Origin of the sequence: Catonella sp. (assembly GCF_052173895.1) — a bacterium.
Classification (GTDB): domain Bacteria; phylum Bacillota; class Clostridia; order Lachnospirales; family Lachnospiraceae; genus Catonella.
The window spans coordinates 40,182-63,275 of sequence record NZ_JBQMXS010000011.1; the positions used below are offsets into that span (position 1 = coordinate 40,182).

Sequence of the window (23,094 nt, forward strand, 5' to 3'; positions counted from 1 at the left end):
TTCTCCTTTTCTTATCTTGGTAAATTATAAACATTATAATCAATCTATTTTACTATTAAGTCTTTTAAACTTCAAGTATAGCTCCTCTATTTCCTGATGTAACCATAGCCTGATATCTCTTAAGATAACCTGTTATTTCTCCACTGTCTTTTGGTTTCCAAGTCTTTCTTCTCTCTTCAAGTTCCTCATCTGACACCTTCATATTAAGTGTCATCTCAGGTATATTGATAGAAATTATGTCTCCTTCTTTAATAAGGGCTATAGGACCTCCTACTGCTGCCTCCGGTGAAACATGTCCGATAGATGCCCCTCTTGAAGCTCCTGAGAATCTTCCATCTGTAATAAGGGCTACCGTAGAGCCAAGTCCCATACCTGCTATCGCTGAAGTAGGATTGAGCATCTCTCTCATACCCGGTCCTCCCTTAGGACCTTCGTATCTTATAACCACCACATCTCCCGGTACAATCTTTCCACCCTTAATTGCTGTTATTGCCTCTTCTTCTGAATTAAAAACTCTTGCAGGTCCTTCATGTACCATCATTTCTTCTACAACTGCAGAACGCTTAACTACACTTCCATCCGGTGCAAGATTTCCCTTAAGTACTGCAAGACCACCTGTTTTACTAAAAGGATTACTTACAGGTCTTATAATTTCTTCATCTCTATTATAAGCATGCTTAATATTCTCTCCTATTGTCTTACCTGTAACAGTCATACATTCTGTATTAATAAGTCCTATATCCGCAAGTTCCTTCATTACGGCATACACTCCCCCCGCCTCGTTCAAATCTTCCATATAAGCATGCCCTGCCGGAGCAAGATGACAAAGGTTAGGCGTTTTTTCACTGATCGGATTGGCAAAGGCTATATCAAAATCAAAGCCGATTTCATGTGCAATAGCCGGTAAATGAAGCATTGAATTGGTAGAACAACCCAGTGCCATATCTACTGTAAGTGCATTAATTATAGCTTCTTTTGTCATTATATCACGAGGTCTTATATTCTGCCTGAACATTTCCATAACTGCCATTCCTGCGTGTTTTGCAAGTTTTATTCTCTCTGAATAAACTGCCGGTATAGTTCCATTGCCACGAAGTCCCATACCAAGAGCCTCTGTAAGACAGTTCATTGAGTTTGCTGTATACATGCCTGAGCAGGAGCCACAGGTTGGACAGGCCTTATTTTCATATTCAAGTACATCCTCTTCACTTAAGTTTCCTGCAGCATATGCTCCCACCGCCTCGAACATAGAGGATAAACTGGTCTTACATCCCTTAACTCTTCCTGCAAGCATAGGGCCTCCTGAAACAAAGACCGTAGGTACATTTACTCTAGCAGCTGCCATCAAAAGCCCAGGTACATTCTTATCACAGTTAGGTACCATAACCAATGCATCAAACTGATGTGCCATAGCCATACATTCAGTTGAATCAGCTATAAGGTCTCTTGTTACAAGAGAATATTTCATGCCTATATGCCCCATTGCTATACCGTCACAGACAGCAATAGCAGGAAATACCACAGGTACTCCACCTGCCTCTGCAACTCCCATCCTTACTGCATCTACTATTTTATCTAAGTTTATATGTCCCGGTACTATTTCATTATACGAACTCACTATTCCAACCATAGGCTTTTTCATCTCTTCCGCTGTAAAACCTAGGGCATTAAACAAACTCCTAGCCGGCGCCTGTTTCATACCGGCTCTTGCATTATCACTTCTCATTAAAAATTCCTTTCTTATTAGGTCTTCTAAACATCTTCTCTAGCAGTTAAATCTATCAAATACAAATTTCTTCTACTACTCTATCTCCCATTTCCTTGCATCCAATCAAGTTCTTACCCTCGCTATAAATATCTCCGGTTCTATAACCCTTTTTAAGAACTGCTTTAACAGCTTCTTCCACCTTATTAGCCTCTTTATTAAGTCCAAAGGAATATCTAAGCATCATCGCTACAGACATTATTGTTGCAATAGGATTTGCCTTGTCCAGTCCTGCTATATCAGGTGCTGAACCATGGCTCGGCTCATACAGCCCGAATTTCCCTTCTCCAAGACTGGCTGAAGGTAGCATTCCTAAAGAACCTGTAACCATACTCGCCTCATCGGACAGTATATCTCCAAACATATTTTCAGTTAAAATTACATCAAACTGAGAAGGATTTGCTATAAGTTGCATAGCACAGTTATCAACTAACATATTGGTAAGTTTTATCTCCGGAAAATCCTTAGCAACTTCAGAAACTACCTGTCTCCAAAGCCTTGAAGAATCTAAAACATTTGCCTTATCTACACTACACAGCTCCTTCTTTCTTCTCGCTGCTGCTTCAAAGGCTTTCCTTGCTACTCTTTCTATTTCATCTTCTACATAAACTAGGGTGTCTATAGCCTTACGCTTTCCTTCTACCACTGTAGTATTTCTTTCTCCAAAGTAAAGTCCACCTGTAAGCTCTCTAAATATAACAAAATCAAAGCATTTTCCACCTGTTGACTCCTTTAGTGGACAGGCAGCTCTCAATTCATCAAACAAAATAGCAGGTCTTATATTCGCATAAAGCCCCAGTTCTTTCCTTATTTTAAGGAGCCCTGCCTCAGGGCGTTTTTCAGGTGAAAGCTTGTACCAAGGAGATGTATCCGTATTACCTCCTACTGCACCGAGAAGAACTGCATCTGCTGCTTTTGCTGTCTTTATAGCTTCATCTGTAAGAGGAATTCCATACATATCTATCGAACAGCCTCCCATAAGGACTTCATTGTAATTAAACTTATGACCATATACAGAGGCTATCTTTTCAAGTACCTTAACCGCTTCATTTACTATCTCAGGTCCTATGCCATCACCTTTTATAAGAGTAATATTAGCTTCCATATACTTTCTTCCTCTCGCTTACAAATGTTTCCCATAATAATACAATATGACCGATTTAAATGCAAGGGTATACTATTTAATAAACATAATAGTTTGATATATTGTTTATTCTAAGGGATTATAAAAAAGACAGGTTTTAATCTAAAAGAATAAAAGAAGTTGAAAGATGTACCGTCCCCCAAGAGTTAGACCAAAAATCTAACGTTTGGGGGACGGTTCTGTTTTGGGGCTTATAAATTAATTTTACACATTTATCTCCGCCTCAAGTCCAAGCTCTGCCTTATTTTCATCAAGTATAGGTCTTATAACATCTTTTAAGAAGTCCTCTACCTGTTCTTTGGAGCGGCCTGTATACTTAGACGGATCCATCTGCTTTTTTAACTCCTCTAGAGTAATTCCAAAGGAAGGTTCAGCTGCTATAAGTTCAAGCAGGTTGTTATCAAGCCCTCTTTCCTTTACATTTTTTCCTGCTTCCATAGATAAAGTTCTTATCTTCTCATGGAGTTCCTGCCTATCTCCACCTCGCTTAACGGCATCCATCATTATGTTCTCGGTAGCCATAAATGGAAGTTCGGCCATGATATGCTTTTCTATAACCTTCTCATATACCACAAGTCCATCAGCCACATTCATATATAAGTCGAGTATACCGTCTATAGCAAGGAAAGCTTCAGGAATAGATAGACGTTTATTTGCAGAATCATCAAGTGTTCTTTCAAACCACTGAGTTGCTGCTGTTATATAAGGGTTCATCAAATCGCTCATTACATATCTGGAAAGAGAGGCAATACGCTCACTTCTCATAGGATTTCTCTTATAAGCCATAGCAGACGAACCTATCTGACTTTTTTCAAACGGTTCTTCTACTTCTTTAAGGTGCTGTAAAAGCCTGATATCATTTGAGAATTTATGAGCACTTGAGGCAATTCCTGCCAGTACATTCAGCACTCTTGAGTCTACTTTTCTTGAGTAAGTCTGCCCTGATACAGGAAAACAATCAGTAAATCCCATTTTTTCAGCTATCAACTTATCTATCTTTTTAATTTTCTCGTGGTCTCCGTCAAAAAGTTCCAAAAAACTTGCCTGAGTTCCTGTTGTTCCCTTTGAACCCAGAAGTTGCATACTATCTATCAGGTAACATATATCATCATAATCCAGTTTCAGCTCCATAAGCCAAAGCGTCGCCCTTTTTCCTACTGTTGTAGGCTGTGCAGGCTGAAAATGTGTGAATGCAAGAGTTGGTAACGCCTTATATTTTTCTGCAAAATCTGCTAACTTGCTCATTACATTAAGAAGTTTTTTCTTAACAAGCTTAAGCCCTTCCGTCATTATAATAATATCTGTATTATCTCCTACAAAACAGGAAGTAGCTCCAAGGTGAATGATGCCTTTTGCTTTAGGACACTGTACCCCATAGGCATAGACATGGCTCATAACATCGTGGCGAACTTCTTTTTCCCTTGCCACAGCTACATCATAGTTTATATCATTTACATGTTCTTTAAGTTCTGCTATTTGTTCTTCAGTTATATTTAGCCCAAGTTCTCTCTCTGATTCTGCAAGTGCAATCCAAAGCCTGCGCCAAGTTGTAAATTTCTTATCCTGCGAAAATATATACTGCATTTCTTTACTGGCATATCTCCCTGAAAGTGGGCTGTCATAACGGTTTGTACTCATAGTTTCCTCCTGTATGTATATGATGTAAATTATTAACAAGGTATATGTCTGGATGATAATTATTATTCGTGCATAAAGTGTTTCAAAAACAACAGAACTTTCTGCTGACAGCTCGCTTCAATTATTCACGCATTTAGCCTTCGGCTAAATGTGATTACATCAAAATATCTGCGCAAGCACATAATTCTAAGCCTGCGGCTTAATTATGTGCTTTCTTGATATTTCGTGAATAATTTTGCTTAATATTCCAAGTGTTTTTTGATTGGATGTCTTGACTACTATTAAGCATGGTCAAATCACTCTTTGCTTTTTAAATTATCTCCGGACAGTTCTATGATATCAGTTAGTTCAGCTTCGGTCAAATTAGTATAACTTGCAAGTTCCTTAAGTGTAGGTGATGAACCGTTCATTTCTTTCATTTTTTTAGCTGCATCGCTAACGAAGTTTACTTTCGCAACCATGGCATTTGCTGTACTTTCTATTTCTAAACTCTCTTCTAAAAAATCCTGCATAGCACTTTCTATTCTGCTTTCTATAAATTCAATAGGATTTTCTTCTTCAGGCTTTTCTTTAAGTTCTTTGATTCCCATTAATAAACCAATATTTCCTTCTTCTATCAATTCTTTAAAATAATCTTCAGTTAATTCAAAGCCTCTTGCTATTTCAACTACTTTATGAAGTTTTCTATCTATGTAAGAAGTTTCTGATTCTTCATCTCCTTCTAAAAGAAGTTTCATAATATTCTGCTCTTCTTTTAATGTCATCTTCTCTATATGCTTTAATTCATTTAAATACATATTTAAAAATTCGGACTGATATTTTATTGTTTTTTTTGTATCCTTTATATTACTTTTCTTCTCCAAGCCCTCTCTTGCAGCTTCTTCAAGCTGTGCCTTAGCTGCCTCAGCATATTTTTTTGCTTCTTCTTCAATTTCTTCTTTAGATTCACAGCCTTCTATTGCTATATGCGAAGCCTTAAGATATGCAAATATGTGATTAAAATGACTCTCATCAAGCTCTAAATCTTCAAAAAATTCCCTTATATCACTTTCATGTATCTTATTCCCACTCATATGAGCCTGTGCTATCAAATCTGCAAGCCTATTACTAAATTCATATTGTTTATCTGACATTTTTCCTCCAAAACTCAATCTAAAATCCTTGTTATATCCTGATATCTATTTATAACACGATAAATTTCCAAATATTCATTATTTATTTTATAAATAATCAGATAGTCTTCCCACGCAATATACTTATAGTCTGTGCGAAAACTTACCCTCCTTGAAAGGTCAGTACCCATCCCTGGAAATAGTTGTAAATTCTCAAATTTCCCATAAATCTCATTTACGGTCTTTACAGCACATTCTTTATTATCCTCAGCGATATAATCCCTAATACTCTTTAAATCCTCTGCAACAATCGGATTAATACGCAATTTTAACATATTTTTACCCCACAACCCTTTTTAGTTCTTCCAAGCTTAGCCAGCCTTCACCATCTTTAACTGCCTCTTCCGCTTCATATAATTTCATTAAAAGCTTCTTTTCCGCCTTATCACGCTCATAATCCTCAATGTCCATAACCACAAAACGGCCTCTTCCATTTTTTGTTAAGTATACCGGTTCTCCTTTATGACAATTCTTCAAAACTTCATTATAATTTCTCAAATCAGATACAGGTAAAATATTTGCCATGTTTCCCTCCTTATCTTCACTAATAATGCATATTGTCACTCTTATTATACATTGATTGCTGTAAAATTCAACTTAAAATTTTATGCAGTTTACTATATATACAAAAAAACAGGGAGACAAATTATCTCCCTGTCAAATATTAAAATCTTACTTTGCCACTATATTAAGTATCTTTCCCTTTACATAGATAACCTTTCTTACAGGTTTTCCATCAATAGCCTTATTTACAGAAGCAATCTCATAAGCCTTGTTTATAGCTTCTTCTTCCTCTGCCTCAGCAGCTATTTCAATAGTACCTCTTACTTTACCATTTACCTGTACGCCTATCTTTACAGTATCAACTACAAGTGCTGCCTCATCATAGGTTGGCCAACTCTCGTAAGCTATTGTTCCGGTATGTCCGAATATTTCCCAAAGCTCCTCACCAAGATGTGGACAAATACAGGAAATCATTTTTACAAAACCTTCTGCATATTCAAGTGGGCATTTACCCTTTGTAACAGCATTCATAAATATCATCATCTGGCTTACTGCTGTGTTAAAGCCAAGGGTTTCAAAATCATCTGTTACTTTTTTAACAGTCTGATTATAAATAAGTTTATGTTCCTCTAAAAGTTCGTTATAGCCCTCCTCACCCTGTCTTACAATATTCTCAGGATTTGAGAAATAGAAGAATACTCTTCCAAGGAATTTCCTTGAACCTTCTACTCCCTGCTTGCTCCAAGGCTTGGATGCTTCAAGAGGTCCCATAAACATTTCGTATATTCTAAGGGTATCTGCACCATAATCTCTCACTATATCACTTGGATTTACTACAAATTCAGGAAAACGCTTACCCATCTTAATTCCGTTTGAACCAAGTATCATTCCCTGATGTACAAGTTTCTTAAAAGGCTCTTTTACAGGAGACAGCCCCTCATTATAAAGAAAGCGATTCCAAATCCTGGCATACATAAGATGTCCGACAGCATGCTCAGGTCCTCCTATGTAAAGGTCTACCGGTAGCCAGTGCTTAAGGAGTTCCTGATTTGCAAACTCATCATCATTTTTAGGATCGATATATCTCATATAATACCAAGAACTGCCTGCACTACCCGGCATTGTTGAGGTCTCACGCTTACCCTTTATTCCGTTTTTGTCATACTCTTTCCATTCAGTAGCATTTTCAAGCGGAGCCTTGCCATTCTTTCCCTTATAATCTTCTAACTCAGGAAGAACAAGAGGAAGTTCACTTTCAGGAAGAAGTTTTACTTCTCCCTCCTCTGTATGCACTACCGGGATAGGCTCTCCCCAATAACGCTGTCTTGCAAAAATCCATTCTCTAAAATGGTAGTTTATCTTCTTTCTTGCAACTCCCATTTTAACAAGTTTTTCTGTGATGGCTTCCTTTGCTTCCTCCACTGTAAGCCCGTTAAATTCTTCAGAGTTCACCAGTTTGCATCCCTTGCCGAGATAATCCTGTTTCTCAAATGCCTGCTTGCTTACATCACCCCCGTCAATAACCTGTATTCTAGGTATATTATGAGCCTCAGAATACTCAAAATCCCTCTGGTCATGGCTTGGAACAGCCATAACTGCACCTGTACCGTAACTTGCAAGTACAAAATCACCTATGTATACCGGAACTTCCTTACCGTTTACAGGATTTATAGCATATATTCCTTCAAGTACACAGCCTGACTTTGTCTTATTAAGCTCTGTCCTATCCATGTCATTTTTCTTAAGAGTTTCAGCTATATATTTTTCTACATCTTCTTTATTCTTAATCCTTGGCATAAGGCTCTTAACTGTTTCCCCGTCCGGAGCAAGAACCATAAAAGTGATACCGTAAATAGTCTCAATACAGGTTGTATAAATTGAGAATTCTCCACCATCAACTATTTTAAAATCAACCTCTACACCATCACTTTTACCAATCCAGTTTCTCTGCATTTCCTTGGTAGACTCCGGCCAGTCTATTTCATTAAGACCTTCAAGGAGTTCTTCAGCAAACGCAACCTGGTCTATAGCCCACTGTTTCATATTCTTTCTTACAACAGGAAAACCACCACGCTCACTCTTACCATCTATTACTTCATCATTGGAAAGCACTGTACCCAATTCTTCGCACCAGTTTACCGGCATATCCACATATTTTGCATACCCCTTCTCGTATAGTCTTTCAAATATCCATTGAGTCCATTTATAATAATCTTTGTCGGAAGTAGCTATCATCTTCGACCAGTCATAGTCAAAGCCCAGCTCTTTAAGCTGATTTGAAAATGTGCCGATATTTTTCTCAGTAAATCCGTTCGGATTGTTACCTGTACTTACAGCGTACTGTTCAGCAGGAAGACCGAAAGAATCGTATCCCATTGGATGAAGTACATTGTAGCCCTGCATCCTCTTCATTCTGGAAATTATATCTGTTGCAGTATAACCTTCAGGATGTCCTGCATGGAGACCTACCCCTGATGGATATGGGAACATATCAAGTACATAGTACTTTGGCTTGCTAAAATCCCATACATCTGTCTTAAAAGTTTCATTTTCTTCCCAGAACTTCTGCCATTTCGGCTCAATCTCTGCCGGATTATATGGTTTTCTTTCATTCTCTGACATTTAATTATCTCCTTATCTTTCTTATAAAATTCTTGGCAAAATATATTACAAAAACATATTTATTCTATGATTTGTCTTCTTTTCTATCCTTACCCACAAACATACTGATAAGGTCATTAGTCTTACGCCCCACCTTATTCTTTTCCCTCTGTTTCATTGCAACAAATTTCTCTACAGCTTCCCTTCCATCTATTATCTTGCATCCAGCTAAATTAGCCTTATCATTTTGTTCAACTATTCTTACTACTTCCCCCTTTAAGGTATGTAGCGTAAATTGATAATCTTCTTTCTGTTCATTATATTTCTCAAAATTAAACTGAACTTCTACCGAATCCCCTATATTTACTTCATTCTCTTTTTTAATTATAAGCCCTACTCCATCATTACTTATGTCCTTAACCATAGCATCATGCTGAGCTCTAGTTCCTCTAAGAGCTATGTGACAATACTGTCCAAGCCAGATTCTAAAATTATCTCTCCTGTTAAACCTTCTTCCTTCTTTAGGAGCCCTTATAGCATGAACTGTACCATATACCGGTAAATTTACCTTATCTACATATACCTGTTCAAACAAGTATGGTCTTCCTTTGTGGTTACCTATAAAATAATAGCTAATTCCCTCTTTATCAAATCTTACCAATTTACCATCTACCTTTATCGGTTCAATCAAGAGAGGTTCATTCTCTAATTTCTTAGCAACATCAATGTCATCCTTTTCAGACAGCTCTACAACAAAGCTTTCAAAACGATAAGTACGACTGCCCTTTCTGGCAGTTAGGCTTATTATAGATCCCGGCAATAATTTGCTTATCATAAGAGTTTCTGAATTAATTGCATCCATGCGTCAACACCAAATCCTTTCAAAACATAGGGTACATTTCCCCATTAGTTATTATAACTGTCAAATGTGAATCTGTCTATCTAAATATAAAAATTTCCTAGTAAAGATAAATCATATTATAGAAATCTTCTATTTTATCCGATAAACTATATAACTATATAATATTATGTGTGGAGGAGTTATGCCAATAGATGTATCAAGACTGCCAAATAACAGTATAAATGGCAGAAGAGAATCAGCAGAAACAAGTCGAAACAACGAAGTAAGCCGAGCTTCAGGCACCAGTCCAGCTTTAGGCAATATAAATTATAATACTCTGTCAAAAGGACAGGTATTTTCCGGTCAAGTGAAAAATATTTCCCCCGGAGAGCTTACTCTTGAATTTGAAAATGGACAAACTCTAACTGCTAAGTATGACAACAGTGCAGAACTTTCCATCGGTGATGGGGCAAGATTTAAAGTTATTAATAAAGAAGATGGTCAAATCACCTTAAAAACCATTCAGACAGGAAACAATCTTGAAAACGTTGTCTACAGAGCTCTTGAATCCTCAGGTCTGCCATTTTCTCCTAAAAATGAAGAACTTGTAACTGCCCTTCTTAAAAATGAATATCCGATAAGCAGACAGATGATAAATGGAATGCTTAGGCAGTCTCTTAAAAATCCTGACATATCTATGACTAACCTTGTGCTAATGAACAAGGCAGGACTGGATGTAAACCCTGAAAGTACAAAACTATTTGAAATCTACAGCAACGGTCTGCCTGAACTCACTGCTGCTACTGAATCAAATTTCAATGATATGCTAGACATGATAAAAGGACTGCTTTCTGATGGAAATATAGAAGAAAGTGCCAATCTCGCTTCTAATATGCTTGATATTTTCAATATAGGAATAGAGCCTGATGAACTGGTTCTAACCCTTGTTGCCAATAACGAAAATAATCCTCCTGCTGCTATTCCTAATGATTTTACAATGTTTCTTGATTATTTAATATCAGAAGAAACCAATTTACCCGGGAATGATTTAATTCCGGATAATACTATTTTTACCAATACCAATTTAACTAAAGACACTGCCGTTTCTTATATACTGAGTGAGGATCAAAGGCTTGAAATATTTACCTTATTTGAAAATGCTGAAGTAGATGTAGATGCTTCAAAACTGCAAAAGCTTATTAAGGGTGATTGTACTGTAACTGAACTCTCCGAACTTATAAAAACTCTTCCTGAGACTGAACAAAAAGCATTAACTCCTATGACAAAGCAGATAGCTGAATTATTTAGTAAAGAACTCCCTATCTCAAATGACTTACTTACTAATTTACTTCCCGAAACTGCAACACTCAGCGAGGCTGCCGAACATATTAAAACACTCCTTACCACTACCAGTGTGCCAATTGAAATTAAAGAGGCACTGCTTAAATCAAATGATTTTCATAAAACCTTGAAAATGCTTATACATACCGACTGGACTCTTTCCGCAGAAGAGCTTAACGAAAAAGAGGCCATAGCCAATCTTTATAGAAGAATGAATGAGCAGATAGATAAACTAAAAATTCTTGCAGACAACACTTCCGGAAACGCTTCTGCAAAGCTTTCTGCCGATCTTGGACAGACAAAACAGAATATGAATTTTATGAATGAAATGAATCAGATGTATAACTTCGTGGAATTGCCCATCAGAATGAACGGCCAAACTGCTGCCGGAGATTTGTATGTATACTCCGATAAACATAAAAAACGAATTGGTAATGAAGATGGAATTTCCTGTCTACTACATCTTGATATGGCAAATTTAGGTGGAATAAATATAAGAATCGACCTTAATGGAGAACAGGTTTCTACCAGATTTTTCCTAAGTGATGACACTTCTGGAAAACTGATAGCAAGCCATCTTGACGAACTGGATACTGCTATGTCTAAACAGGGATTCAATCCACAAAGTGAAGTAGTAAAAACTACTGAAAAAGAAGACGAGAAAAAACTTAAGTCCGGCGAGTTCAATCTCATAAATGACTTTATTCCTTCCGAAATTGATAGCAATAATTATAGTAGATACACCTTTGATATGAGAGCATAAAAGAACAGACTGTACATTTGTTTTTTGTACAGTCTGTTCTTTTGGTTATCTTACCAAACTTAATTTGTCTTAATTATTTTGCCTGTTTTACAATCACAAACTTTCCTAATTCACTTGTTGAAAAAACAACTGATTTAGATTTTTTATCATACTTAGCCTTAATCTTCTTGCTTGTTTTAAAGTTGATTACATAAATATTTCCTGTAAGTGCCTTATCTGTCTTCAGATATACCTTAGTCTTTGAAGAAGTTTTTGTAACCACCTTACCATTTACAACAAGTTTTACTTCATAGGACTTATTTCCTACTACTGTAACAGACTTGAAAAGTTTTTTATTATAACTTAACTTTTTAACATCTTTTTTGTTGCTGTTTTTAACTATTCCAAGATAAGATGTACCTTTGGCAGCATTCTTAAGCTCCTTAACCGACAAAGAAATCTCACCATTTTTTACAGTTATTTTTATGTGTTTATCGTTCTTATCTAAAGAATTAAACAGTTTCTTACTTATTCTAAAAGTTTCTTTAGAAGTAGTAAAGGTTGAGTTTTTCGTATTTTCCTGATTTACTGTATCTTTAGTTGTACCAAGAAGAGTACTGTCTTTAACTATATCTTTTACATCTGTATTCGACTTGGTTGGGTTCTCGGCAGGAGTTCCGCTCTCTGTCGGAACTGCAGGAGAAGGTGAAACTGTAGGAGGAATTGTTTCATTATATACAAACTCTACTGATTCAAGTTTACCAACAAGTTCTTCATAAAGTCCGGTAATAGGAGTAAGTTCTTTACTTCCATTTTTTCTATAACCAAGGATAGTGCAATTAGCAAACTCTTTATCTCTGATTCCAAACGACCTAAGCTTTGACCATGAATATCCTCTTACCACTGTTTCAGCCTCAAGAGCCTTTCCAGCCTTAGTTACATGGCTTACTTTTACATTTTGAATAAACTCTTCAGTCATTTCCTTCTTAGTATTTTTAGGTGCTCCATCATAAGGTACCGTAACAGTTACAACAGTATTCTCATCATAGTTTTTGCCATCCATAGCCACCTGATAAGTAAAGGTTTCAGTTGTAAGTATGTTGTTCATACCTATAACTTCAAGCATCTGAGTATTGCCATTTCCGAATATACCTGTACCATCTGAGCTTACCATAATGAAATTAGACGTGCTGTCTGATGTCCCCTCATTTTGAAGTGGATACCATATAATACCGTTTCTGTCTAAAACTCTTATCTTTGTCAGCTTTTTATCAAAATTTGCTCCAAAAGCAGTCACCCAAGTCTTTTTACTTTCCTGACCGTTAGGTGTCTCAGTATGTGTAATATCAACTGCTCCGCTACCACCGCCCTGGGTGCCATAGGAAGTAATTGACATAAAGCTGAGGCTTGGCTTTCCATCATTTATCTCTGTTGGAAGTATAGAAGCCACCAGTCTTTTTGCTCTGTTTTCAAGAACATTTACACCGAGCGCAGAACTATATGTAAGTCCGCCATCCAAGGAAACCATAACCGAATAAGTCTTGGTCTTGCCTGTATCATTAGCAGGGAGACTGAAAGCTATAGTCTGTTCTGTTCCTTCGGTATTAGTTGTCAATTTAATCTCATCACTGTTTTTCTTCTTAAATCCTTCAGTTACAATTCCATAAAGCTCTGTTTTGGCTTTATTATTTTCCAATACTTTTACTAAGGTATTTACAGGCTTATCTTCTCCACCAACCTTCTGCACAAAGCCTTCACCAATTAGCTTTAACTCTACATCTCCACCTTCTTTGGTTAAAACTTCACCCTTTGTAAATACGGAAGAATTCACTATAGGCTTTGCTATATCAATAATCTGATTAATCTTTCTTGCTTCAAAGCCTTCTTTATTCTTTAACAGCCTCTCTTCCACTACAAGCTTTGAGTTAATTTCTCCATCAAAAGGGGTAGCCAAGGTTATAATTACCTTATTACCATCTATAGTTACATTATCTGCTTCTGTAAGCCTTCTATCCGTTACTTTACCTGCCCTAATTGCCTTAAGAGTTATACCTTCTTTAAGCTCCTTATAGTCATCAGCTACGGCATAAATTTCTTCATCATAATAAACAGTAATTATTGTCTTATCTTTATTGGTGTATACCTTGCTTGGCAGTATATTAAGCAGACTTCCACTTACTCTACCGCCTACTGTAACAATCACTGATTTTCCACCTATGCTTATATTATAAATCTCAACCTTATCTGATTCTGCTTTTGGGAAAGTTATAGTGTAGGAAGCCGCTCTGCCACCTCCCTGCTTATCAACTTTTAATTCTACAGGTGCAGATGCTCCATTAATTGTCTTTGTTATAGCTGCGTCTAATTTATTTACATCAATATTTTCTCCAATTACAGAAATATTGGATACTCCACCTTCCTTTGGAAGTCCCGGAACAGATGCTCTGATAGTCTTTATAATAATCTCATCTTCAGAACTTCCTTCATCAGTTCCTGCTACAATTACTTTAAGTACAGGCTCGGTCTGAAATTCTGTATCAGAACCCTTTGCATTGAATACTATTTTGTATTCTTTAGTTTTTTTCCCGGTATTTTCAGGAAAATGTGCATTAAATTTAAAAGACTTACTTTTTTTATCTTTTACACCTATTTGCCAGAATACATCTGTACTCTCTTCACTTCCGTCTACAATCCTGGTAATTTTAGCCTTTATCTTGTCATATGTAGTTTCTTCTTTTGTAGACACAAAAAGATTTATATCTCCGCCTTCTTTGCCCAGCTTTTTTTCTATCAAATTGACACCCTGTTCAGAGATTTCTATAATCTCTGTCTCTGCTCCCACCACTTTTTTAGGAACAGTTACAGCAACAGCCTTATCGTCAAGATAACTATTACCACCATCTATACTTATATATATTTTATAATTTATATCATTTTCTGTATTATTTTCAGGTAAACGTATAGTCTGAGCAAAGCCAGTATCACGAACATAATTCCATTTTGCAGCATTATAACCTGCAACAGGTGAACCATCTCCCAAAGTTACCTTTTCTTTGAATTTTGCTGCTGTTAAATCTTTACCAATTATGGATAAAGAAACCATTTCACCAATTTGAGTAGCTATAGTTATTTTATCAACTACAGGCTTTTTTTCAGGTTCAGGCTCTGTGCCCGGATTCTGCTGACCTGAGCTATTTCCTTTTACAGTAATCTCTATAGGTGCGACTGACAGCCCTGATTCATGCGACTCAGTCTTTTTGTCATAAAAAGTTTTACCTCCATCTACACTAAAACTTACAACATATATCTTATCTTCAGTGGACTCATTTGCAGGAAATAATAAATTAACATTGAAATTTGGATACACTTCATCTACGTTCAAATCAGGTCTCACCGGTGAAAGTGTATTACTAATCTCAGCAATATCTTCTGTGTTGTCTTTCAAAGTAACCTTAGCCTTGGTATTTTTAAGCTTAAGGTTCGTTCCTTTTAATTTGAATGCCTTTTTCCCACCACTTGCAGGAACCGGTTCAGGCTTGGTGACACTCACGCCGGTAAGTACCGCCTCTGCTTCTTGTCCAAACGCAGAAAATGCATTCATATTGACACTTGTTAGCATCAAAGCTAACATCAATACAAATGCAAATAATTTTTTGTACAACTTCATCTTTCTCTCCTTTACACCATAGTTTTGTTAGATTTTACCAATTATTAATGTTATCATAATTTGATATTTAGTCAATAAAACTGCACCAACTTATATATTGTAATTTAATATAAGCTGATGCAGTTATAAAAAATTTTTATAATTATTTTTTAAACGCTTATCTATTAAAGCTATTGCAGACAATAACTTACTTACCCATTTTCTTAGCAATCTTCTCTTCAAAATCATCGAATATATAATTAAGCACCGGAGGAAAGCCCACAAATTCACAACCATATGAAAAAGTTTTTTCATCAATCTGTGATTTTCTTACAATCTTAACCACACAATAAAACGCAGAGTGTAAATCATCAGTAACTTGAATTCTCGCATTAAAATAAAACTCAAGTGGCAAATCACTCTCGCTGTGGAATCCTATTCCTCTTCTTGAAATATCCAACACTTCAATAGGTGCATTTACATTTTTAATAACCTCATTATCCTGCTTAAAAAGTTCAGATACACCAAGGATAAGATCTACCGGAAGTCTCTCGGCCTTCCTTTTTTCCTTATATTCCATAACCTGCCTCCTCTTAAATTTATCTAGGCTAAGTATATAACAACTCAAAAAAATAATCAATCAAAATAGACCTGCTTCATTATATTAATCTTTGACATTATCACAAGAGTGTACTATTATAATTTATTACTACTATACAATTTACAGGAGATAATATGGCAGAAATACAAAAATCTTATAGAATGGACATGACTGAAGGCCCTCTAACTTCAAAAATAATACAATTCACAATCCCAGTTATGCTCTCCGCAATACTTCAGCTGCTTTTCAACACTGCTGATGTAATTGTTGTAGGGAGATTTTCAGGCAAGACTGCACTGGCCGCAGTAGGCTCTACCGGTGCTCTTATCAATATGCTTGTAAGTCTCTTTATGGGGCTTTCTATAGGTACAAATGTACTCGTAGCCAGATATCAGGGAGCAAAAAATGAAAAATCTGTCTCAGAAACAGTACATACTTCCATCGCACTGGGAGTTGTCGGCGGCATCATCCTTTTAGTTGCCGGACTCTTTGCTGCAAGACCACTGCTTGAACTTATGGCAACACCTGAAGATGTAATTGATCAGTCCACTCTTTATATGCGAATTATATTTTTGGGTATGCCCCTGAGCCTTATCCTTAACTTTGGAGCAGCTGTACTAAGGGCTGTAGGTGATACGAAACGCCCTCTCTATTACCTCACAATAGCCGGTGTAGTAAATGTAATACTGAATGTATTTCTTGTTACAGTATTTCACTTAGGAGTTGCCGGTGTGGCCATTGCCACTGTTATATCTCAGGCAGTGTCCTGCACGCTCATAATTATCTGCTTAAAGCACGAGACAGGTTCAATAAAATTATACTTAAATAAGATAAAAATTACACCCGATAAATGTATTGATATAATGAAAATAGGACTTCCCGCAGGGCTTCAAGGATGTATTTTTTCCATTTCGAATGTACTTATACAATCCTCTGTCAATTCTTTCGGTTCTACAGTTATGGCCGGCAACACAGCAGCAGGTAATATAGAAGGTTTTGTATATGTATCTATGAACTCACTTCATCAGACTTGTATCAGTTTCACCAGTCAAAATTTTGGCGCCGGCAAATTTAAGCGAATAAAAGCAGTACTTATTAACTGCATTATAATCGTTACCATAACCGGGCTTGTACTTGGAAACTTTGCATATTTATTCGGAAATACTTTACTCTCCGCTTACAATAATGAGCCTGAGGTAATAGGATATGGGCTTACAAGACTTTCCATCATTGCAAGGTTCTATTTCTTATGCGGTCTTATGGATGTAATGGTAGGTGCTATGCGTGGCATAGGCTATTCTATACTACCTATGATTGTTTCGCTAATAGGTGCCTGCGGACTTAGAATAGTTTGGATATACACTATTTTTGTAGAATTTAGAAGTCTCCATACCTTATTTCTCTCATACCCTGTAACTTGGATAATAACGTTTTTAACTCACCTTATATGCTATTATATTGTTACAAGAAAGTATAAAAAAATGATGGCTACAGATTAAACTGTGCCATCATTTTTTCGTTTCTCCTGCATAGCCTGAAGTATAATAGATTTTGCGGCTGCTGCTTCTTCTTTCGTTAAACTCGGAACTCCTTCTAACGGATAGGTCATTCCAAGCTCAGTATACTTGTTCACCCCCATCGTATGATAAGGAAGTACTTCAAGTCCGACTACATTGGAAAGTCCTGCCATAATCTCCCCTACTCCACGAAGCTCCTTCTTATTAAAAGTAATCCCCGGCACAACCACATGCCTTATAGATACAGGTATCTTATGTGCCTCAAGAGCCTTTGCAAAGGCCATTACAGGCTCTATTGGATTGGCGGTAAGCTCCTTATGCCCCTCCGGGTCTGAGTGTTTTATATCTAATAGCACCAAGTCAGTTACCTTAAATAACTCTTCAAAATCAGCTAACCTTTTTTCATAGTTTTTATAAACTCCGCTATTTAAATATTCCTCTTCTGTCTTCCCATTATTAGCAGGCTTTAGTGGATAATAGATTCCGGATGTATCAAGACAGGTATGTATTCCCTCTGACTTTGCCCTCTTAAATAATGCCGTTACAAACTTGAGCTGTCCTAAAGGTTCTCCTCCTGTACAGGTAATGCCACCCTTCCTATAAAATTCTTTTTTAGAATAATATCCTGCAAATATCTCATCCAATGTCATCTCTGTACCGCCGGAAAACTCCCAAGTATCAGGATTGTGACAATATTTGCACCTCATAGGACATCCTTTTAAGAAAACAACATACCTGGTACCGGGACCATCCACAGTTCCAAAGGTCTCTATTGAATGTACCCTGCCTTTAATCTCTTCATTTTCCATAGTCACCTCTTTAAAAAAATGACTGCTGCACCCCTCTCAATGCAGCAGCCATAAGGTTAATTAAACACCCTCGTGGAATGTTCTTGAAATTACTTCATCCTGCTGCTCTTTGGTAAGCTTTACAAAGTTTACTGCGTAGCCGGATACACGAACTGTAAGCTGTGGATATTTCTCCGGATGAGCCTGAGCATCAAGAAGAGTATCCTTTGTGAATACGTTAACATTGAGGTGATGTCCACCTTTTTCTGCATAACCATCAATAAGGTTTACAAGGTTATCAATCTGAGCTTCACTAACTGCCATAATAAATCTCCTTTCAATTTGCCTATTATAGGCCACTATTTAGTTATTTTTTACTATTTTTATTCATCAACAAATGCTGCAGCATCTGATAGATTGCTTTATTCTCCCTCCGGAACGATTACATTTGGCTCTTCACAAGCACAAGAAATCTTGTTATCAAACTCAATAGAATCTCCAAAGAATACTTTATCTCCCTTACCAAGTGCGTCAGGAATAATTGAGAATGTATTTGAAATACCATCCTGTGCATCCTTAAATGGAAGTTTACTTACTGAACTAAGACTCGCCATAGCTCCGTGAGTATCACGCCTATGCATTGGGTTAGCACCCGGAGCAAAAGCCTCTCCTTTCTTACGACCATCAGGAGTTGAGCCTGTTGCACGACCATAAACTACATTAGATGTAATTGTAAGAATAGAAGTTGTAGGTACGCTATCACGATATGTATGATTACGCTTGATATAGCCCATAAATACATCAACCACATCATAAGCGATTGAGTCTACTCTATCATCATCATTACCGTACTTAGGGAAATCTCCCTCTATCTCATAATCAACTGCAAGTCCTGCTTCATTACGAATAACCTTAACTTTAGCATACTTAATAGCTGAAAGTGAATCTGCCACAACTGAAAGACCTGCAATACCTGTTGCAAACCATCTATGTACATTTTTATCATGAAGAGCCATCTGAATTCTCTCATAGCAATACTTATCATGCATATAGTGAATTATATTGAGAGAGTTTACATATACTCCTGCAAGCCATTCCATCATATCATTGAACTTTTCCCAAACTTCATTAAATTCAAGATAATCACCTGTAATAGGACGGAACTTAGGACCAACCTGCTTACCGCTAACCTCATCAGCACCGCCGTTTATAGCATAAAGGAGGCACTTTGCAAGGTTTGCTCTTGCTCCGAAGAACTGCATTTCCTTACCAATTCTCATAGAAGATACACAGCAAGCAATAGCATAGTCATCACCATGTGTTACTCTCATAAGGTCATCATTCTCATACTGGATTGAAGATGACTGAATAGAAGTCTTAGCACAGAACCTCTTAAAGTTCTCCGGAAGTTTTACTGACCAAAGCACTGTAAGGTTAGGTTCAGGTGATGTACCAAGGTTTGAAAGAGTGTGAAGATATCTAAAGCTCATCTTTGTAACCATGGTTCTACCGTCAATACCCATACCTGCGATAGACTCTGTTACCCAAGTAGGATCTCCTGAGAAAATTTCGTTATAATCAGGTGTTCTGGCAAACTTAACGCAACGAAGTTTCATTACGAAGTGATCGATGAATTCCTGAATCTGCTCTTCTGTATACTTACCTGCTTTAAGATCTCTTTCTGCATAAATATCAAGGAAGGTAGATGTACGACCAAGACTCATTGCTGCACCATTCTGCTCCTTAACAGCAGCAAGATAAGCAAGATAAAGCCACTGAACAGCTTCCTTTGTATCGTGTGCAGGTCCTGAAATATCAAAACCATAAATCTTACCAAGCTCCTTGAGTTCATTAAGAGCCTTAATCTGCTCAGAAAGTTCCTCACGAAGTCTTGTTATATTGGAATACATTGTAGACCTGGTTGTCTCTTTTTCTTTCTTCTTTTCTTCGATAAGCCTATCTACACCGTAAAGAGCAACTCTTCTGTAATCTCCAATGATACGGCCTCTACCATAAGCATCTGGAAGACCTGTGATGATGTGGCTGCTACGGCAAGCTCTCATCTCTGCTGTATATGCATCAAATACACCATCATTATGTGTCTTTCTATATTTTGAATAAAAATCAACTATCTGAGGATCTACTTCATAACCATTGCTCTCACAAGCCTTCATAGCCATCTTAAGACCGCCATTTACCTGAAGTGAACGCTTGAAAGGTACATCTGTCTGGAAACCTACAATAGTTTCCTTGTCCTTATCAAGGTAAGCCGGACCATGTGAAGTAATTGTAGATACAATCTTTGTATCCATATCAAGCACTCCACCCTTTGCACGCTCTTTCATAGTTAAGTCCATTACCTGAGCCCAAAGCTCTTCAGTTCTCTTTGTAGGGCCTGCAAGGAAGGTATCATCTCCTTCATATGGTGTGTAGTTTTTCTGGATGAAATCACGCACATTGATTTCTTTCTCCCAAATACCAGGGGTAAAATCTCTCCATTCTTCTCTCATCGTTAACCTCTTTCACTTAGTTAAATTAAGTTTTAATATTATTTTTGCGTCTCAAAAGAAATTTTCTGCAAGTAAACTTGCATAATTTTTTACTTTTGATACTTGAATTACTTCTTGAATACAAATATAAATTACACGCAATCTAAAGTCAACTGATTTTAACAATGTTTATCTTTTTATACAAAAAAACTGCTCAAGCAGGCAACTATTGTACTTTTTAAGGTACAATGATATTTTTTTAACATTCTTTTCTATGAAGTTTAATTACATATAAATAGTGATAAATTATAAATATTTACATATCATTTTTAATTCTATACTACTAAAAACCTATCTCCTACAAATTCTTGTTCAATATACTCAGTTGATATATAGACTAAATAAATATATATTAATTATTTATAGTTATATTCTATTTGATTTATCTTCCCACTTATGCTATCCATATAACTTGTTACACTTAATAAATTGACAAATAAAAAAGGAGTTCTAAAATGAAAAAGACAAAAGTAATCGCTTTAGTAGCTGCACTTTCACTTACAGTTGGAGCAACCGGCCTTGTTACCGGATGTGGAAAGAAAAATGATGCTGCAAGCAAAACAAGTACCACTGCTTCACAGACTATGGATTATCAGTATATCTCAGCTGAGGATGTATTAAAAGTAACAGATGCTCACATCCTTGATGTAAGAGAAGAAGATAAGTATAAAGCCGGAACTATCGAAGGTGCTGAGTGGCAGCCAATCTTCCCTCTTGAGGATACTTCTCTTGAGGCTGCTATGAAAGAGTATGCTACTTCTAAACTTAATGATGGAAAGAATATCTACATTCTTTGCAACTCCGGTAAGAGAGGTGCTGAAAAGACAACCAAGATATTACTTGAAAATGGTATCGACAAGAGCAAAGTCTTTACTATAGAGGGTGGTGCTAAGGCACTTGCTGAAATTGATGGAGCACTTAAGCCTGTACAGTAAATTACTTTTAGATTTATAAGTAATTAATCTATTAGCTTATAATAAGACTATCTGCAAAGTTCTCCTTTACAGGTAGCCTTATTTTTATAATACGGAAAGGAGAGATTAATGATTTACATATTAATTACCGGTTTAGGGTTAATTACCGGTATGCTTTTTGCCTTTTTACTAAAGAAAAGCAGATTCTGCCCCACCGGTACTATAAGGGATATATATGTAGAAAAAAACTATTATAATATCATCCTAATACTTTCAGTTATATTTACACAAGCCCTATTTTATTATGCAATGGTCTATTTTGAAATTTTAGACAGACCTTTCTTCGATTCATTTTCACTACTTGGAATTGCTGTTGGAAGTTTAATCTTTGGTTTTGGAGCTGTGCTTTCAAACGGCTGTGCCGCTGCCTCATTATTAAAAACAGGCGATGGAAGAATAGTTGGAATTCCTTCTATAATCAGTTTTGCAATAGCAGCTTATGTGGCAGATAAAGGAATATTCAAGCTTATAAATAAAAATATTTCAAGTGTAGGAATTGCAAAGGACAGACTCCTTAAGTTTCTACCTATATCCCCATTTTTTATCTGTATTGTTATAGTTCCTATACTTTATTTTATAATGTATAAGCATTACAAAAAACATAAACCTAAATATAGGCTTCCTTCAAGCTATACAGGTATAAGACATATCCTTTTTGAAAAAATCTGGTCTAAAGAATTAGCTGTAGTACTTATCGGACTGCTTATGGCAAGTGCATTTTACTCAAGTATATTAATCGGAAGAGAAGGTGGTTTTGCCATTTCAACCCCTATTATTTCTTGGCTTACCTATATAACAGGACTTCCTGCCGTAGCCGGTGGCTGAGTGATTATAGAAGAAACCGAGGGTATCGGTTGGTCAAAACTTTTTATAGTAGGAATAATTTTAGGTTCATTTTTAACTTCATTCTTTAGCGAAGAGTTTTCTATCGTTAAAGTAAATATTAAGACTCTTATTAGATCCGTTATAGGAAGTTTCTTAATGGGACTCGGAGCTGTTTGGGCAAGTGGCTGTCTTGTTGGTAACGGTCTTGTCGGTACAGCACAGTTTTCACTTAAGAGCTGGTACGGCCTGCTCTTCATTGCTATTGGAATTTGGATTGCTTCTTACATCTTTTTAGTAAAGCCTGTGAGAAAAGCAGAAAAATAAAAGTAACTGTTTAGCCTTTCCAACTCGCAGACACTTCGTGTCACGCTCGTTTGATATAAACAGTTACAAATAAAGGAGAAAAACAATGGATATAATTAAAGTAAATACCAATGGTCTTGATT

General features: G+C 36.6%; 16 protein-coding genes and 1 pseudogene. 4 read left to right on the top strand and 13 right to left on the bottom strand.

Going from position 1 to position 23,094, the window contains the following annotated elements; translation table 11 throughout:
• Nucleotides 1-64: 64 nt before the first annotated feature.
• The 8 genes from ilvD to ACTTG8_RS04215 form a co-directional block, all read right to left on the bottom strand.
• On the bottom strand, nt 65-1,726 hold the full coding sequence (gene ilvD, locus ACTTG8_RS04180; protein WP_442560870.1) for a dihydroxy-acid dehydratase: 1,662 nt from the start codon (nt 1,724-1,726) through the stop codon (nt 65-67).
• A gap of 55 nt (nt 1,727-1,781) precedes the next feature.
• Nucleotides 1,782-2,870, bottom strand: coding sequence for a 3-isopropylmalate dehydrogenase (leuB, locus tag ACTTG8_RS04185; protein WP_442560871.1), 1,089 nt, complete (start codon nt 2,868-2,870; stop codon nt 1,782-1,784).
• A 243-nt stretch (nt 2,871-3,113) separates the two neighbouring features.
• Nucleotides 3,114-4,547 (bottom strand): adenylosuccinate lyase, encoded by a 1,434-nt coding sequence (purB, locus tag ACTTG8_RS04190; RefSeq protein ID WP_442560872.1) that lies wholly within the window; start codon nt 4,545-4,547, stop codon nt 3,114-3,116.
• 296 nt (nt 4,548-4,843) lie between these two features.
• On the bottom strand, nt 4,844-5,680 hold the full coding sequence (locus ACTTG8_RS04195; RefSeq protein WP_442560873.1) for a hypothetical protein: 837 nt from the start codon (nt 5,678-5,680) through the stop codon (nt 4,844-4,846).
• Nucleotides 5,681-5,694: 14 nt separating this feature from the next.
• Nucleotides 5,695-5,994: a type II toxin-antitoxin system RelE/ParE family toxin gene (locus ACTTG8_RS04200; RefSeq protein ID WP_442560874.1), complete on the bottom strand. Its 300-nt coding sequence runs from the start codon at nt 5,992-5,994 to the stop codon at nt 5,695-5,697.
• Between the two features lie 4 nt (nt 5,995-5,998).
• Nucleotides 5,999-6,244 carry a type II toxin-antitoxin system prevent-host-death family antitoxin gene (locus tag ACTTG8_RS04205; RefSeq protein ID WP_442560875.1) on the bottom strand — a complete coding sequence of 82 codons (246 nt, stop codon included), beginning with the start codon at nt 6,242-6,244 and terminating at the stop codon, nt 5,999-6,001.
• Nucleotides 6,245-6,391: 147 nt separating this feature from the next.
• A complete protein-coding gene (gene leuS / locus ACTTG8_RS04210) occupies nt 6,392-8,845 on the bottom strand; it encodes a leucine--tRNA ligase (protein WP_442560876.1) in 2,454 nt (817 codons plus the stop codon).
• Nucleotides 8,846-8,909: 64 nt separating this feature from the next.
• The gene (locus tag ACTTG8_RS04215; protein WP_442560877.1) at nt 8,910-9,686 is read right to left on the bottom strand and encodes a PilZ domain-containing protein; all 777 of its coding nucleotides are present in this window, start codon (nt 9,684-9,686) and stop codon (nt 8,910-8,912) included.
• 181 nt (nt 9,687-9,867) lie between these two features.
• Here ACTTG8_RS04215 and ACTTG8_RS04220 point away from each other — a divergent pair, with 181 nt between their 5' ends.
• A complete protein-coding gene (locus tag ACTTG8_RS04220; RefSeq protein WP_442560878.1) occupies nt 9,868-11,769 on the top strand; it encodes a flagellar hook-length control protein FliK in 1,902 nt (633 codons plus the stop codon).
• 73 nt (nt 11,770-11,842) lie between these two features.
• Here ACTTG8_RS04220 and ACTTG8_RS04225 read toward each other — a convergent pair whose 3' ends face one another.
• Entirely contained in the window at nt 11,843-15,415 is a 3,573-nt protein-coding gene (locus ACTTG8_RS04225) for a hypothetical protein (protein ID WP_442560879.1), read from the bottom strand.
• A gap of 187 nt (nt 15,416-15,602) precedes the next feature.
• The gene (locus ACTTG8_RS04230; protein WP_442560880.1) at nt 15,603-15,974 is read right to left on the bottom strand and encodes a PilZ domain-containing protein; all 372 of its coding nucleotides are present in this window, start codon (nt 15,972-15,974) and stop codon (nt 15,603-15,605) included.
• A gap of 164 nt (nt 15,975-16,138) precedes the next feature.
• Here ACTTG8_RS04230 and ACTTG8_RS04235 point away from each other — a divergent pair, with 164 nt between their 5' ends.
• Nucleotides 16,139-17,494 carry an MATE family efflux transporter gene (locus ACTTG8_RS04235; RefSeq protein ID WP_442560885.1) on the top strand — a complete coding sequence of 452 codons (1,356 nt, stop codon included), beginning with the start codon at nt 16,139-16,141 and terminating at the stop codon, nt 17,492-17,494.
• Here ACTTG8_RS04235 and pflA read toward each other — a convergent pair.
• From pflA to pflB, 3 genes are all read right to left on the bottom strand, one after another.
• On the bottom strand, nt 17,491-18,321 hold the full coding sequence (gene pflA, locus ACTTG8_RS04240; RefSeq protein WP_442560881.1) for a pyruvate formate-lyase-activating protein: 831 nt from the start codon (nt 18,319-18,321) through the stop codon (nt 17,491-17,493). The two genes, ACTTG8_RS04235 and pflA, sit on opposite strands and share 4 nt — an antisense overlap.
• 60 nt (nt 18,322-18,381) lie before the next feature.
• Nucleotides 18,382-18,624: an autonomous glycyl radical cofactor GrcA3 gene (grcA3, locus tag ACTTG8_RS04245; RefSeq protein ID WP_442553657.1), complete on the bottom strand. Its 243-nt coding sequence runs from the start codon at nt 18,622-18,624 to the stop codon at nt 18,382-18,384.
• Nucleotides 18,625-18,722: 98 nt separating this feature from the next.
• Nucleotides 18,723-20,810: a formate C-acetyltransferase gene (gene pflB, locus ACTTG8_RS04250; RefSeq protein ID WP_442560882.1), complete on the bottom strand. Its 2,088-nt coding sequence runs from the start codon at nt 20,808-20,810 to the stop codon at nt 18,723-18,725.
• 494 nt (nt 20,811-21,304) lie between these two features.
• On the opposite strand from pflB, the gene ACTTG8_RS04255 reads away from it, so the two are divergent.
• Together ACTTG8_RS04255 and ACTTG8_RS04260 are read left to right on the top strand one after the other, a co-directional pair.
• Complete coding sequence (locus ACTTG8_RS04255) at nt 21,305-21,784, top strand: rhodanese-like domain-containing protein (protein ID WP_442560883.1); 480 nt, start codon at nt 21,305-21,307, stop codon at nt 21,782-21,784.
• 150 nt (nt 21,785-21,934) lie between these two features.
• Nucleotides 21,935-22,972 (top strand): annotated as a pseudogene (locus ACTTG8_RS04260) (YeeE/YedE family protein).
• The last annotated feature ends 122 nt before the right edge of the window (nt 22,973-23,094 follow it).

Bases quoted from the DNA above. Each gene is read 5' to 3' on its own strand.
- pflB (WP_442560882.1), bottom strand. From the start codon at position 20,810: ATGAGAGAAGAATGGAGAGATTTTACCCCTGGTATTTGGGAGAAAGAA.
- ACTTG8_RS04195 (WP_442560873.1), bottom strand. From the start codon at position 5,680: ATGTCAGATAAACAATATGAATTTAGTAATAGGCTTGCAGATTTGATA.
- ACTTG8_RS04200 (WP_442560874.1), bottom strand. From the start codon at position 5,994: ATGTTAAAATTGCGTATTAATCCGATTGTTGCAGAGGATTTAAAGAGT.
- ilvD (WP_442560870.1), bottom strand. From the start codon at position 1,726: ATGAGAAGTGATAATGCAAGAGCCGGTATGAAACAGGCGCCGGCTAGG.
- purB (WP_442560872.1), bottom strand. From the start codon at position 4,547: ATGAGTACAAACCGTTATGACAGCCCACTTTCAGGGAGATATGCCAGT.
- pflA (WP_442560881.1), bottom strand. From the start codon at position 18,321: ATGGAAAATGAAGAGATTAAAGGCAGGGTACATTCAATAGAGACCTTT.
- leuB (WP_442560871.1), bottom strand. From the start codon at position 2,870: ATGGAAGCTAATATTACTCTTATAAAAGGTGATGGCATAGGACCTGAG.
- ACTTG8_RS04255 (WP_442560883.1), top strand. From the start codon at position 21,305: ATGAAAAAGACAAAAGTAATCGCTTTAGTAGCTGCACTTTCACTTACA.
- ACTTG8_RS04230 (WP_442560880.1), bottom strand. From the start codon at position 15,974: ATGGAATATAAGGAAAAAAGGAAGGCCGAGAGACTTCCGGTAGATCTT.
- ACTTG8_RS04205 (WP_442560875.1), bottom strand. From the start codon at position 6,244: ATGGCAAATATTTTACCTGTATCTGATTTGAGAAATTATAATGAAGTT.
- ACTTG8_RS04215 (WP_442560877.1), bottom strand. From the start codon at position 9,686: ATGGATGCAATTAATTCAGAAACTCTTATGATAAGCAAATTATTGCCG.
- ACTTG8_RS04225 (WP_442560879.1), bottom strand. From the start codon at position 15,415: ATGAAGTTGTACAAAAAATTATTTGCATTTGTATTGATGTTAGCTTTG.
- leuS (WP_442560876.1), bottom strand. From the start codon at position 8,845: ATGTCAGAGAATGAAAGAAAACCATATAATCCGGCAGAGATTGAGCCG.
- ACTTG8_RS04220 (WP_442560878.1), top strand. From the start codon at position 9,868: ATGCCAATAGATGTATCAAGACTGCCAAATAACAGTATAAATGGCAGA.
- grcA3 (WP_442553657.1), bottom strand. From the start codon at position 18,624: ATGGCAGTTAGTGAAGCTCAGATTGATAACCTTGTAAACCTTATTGAT.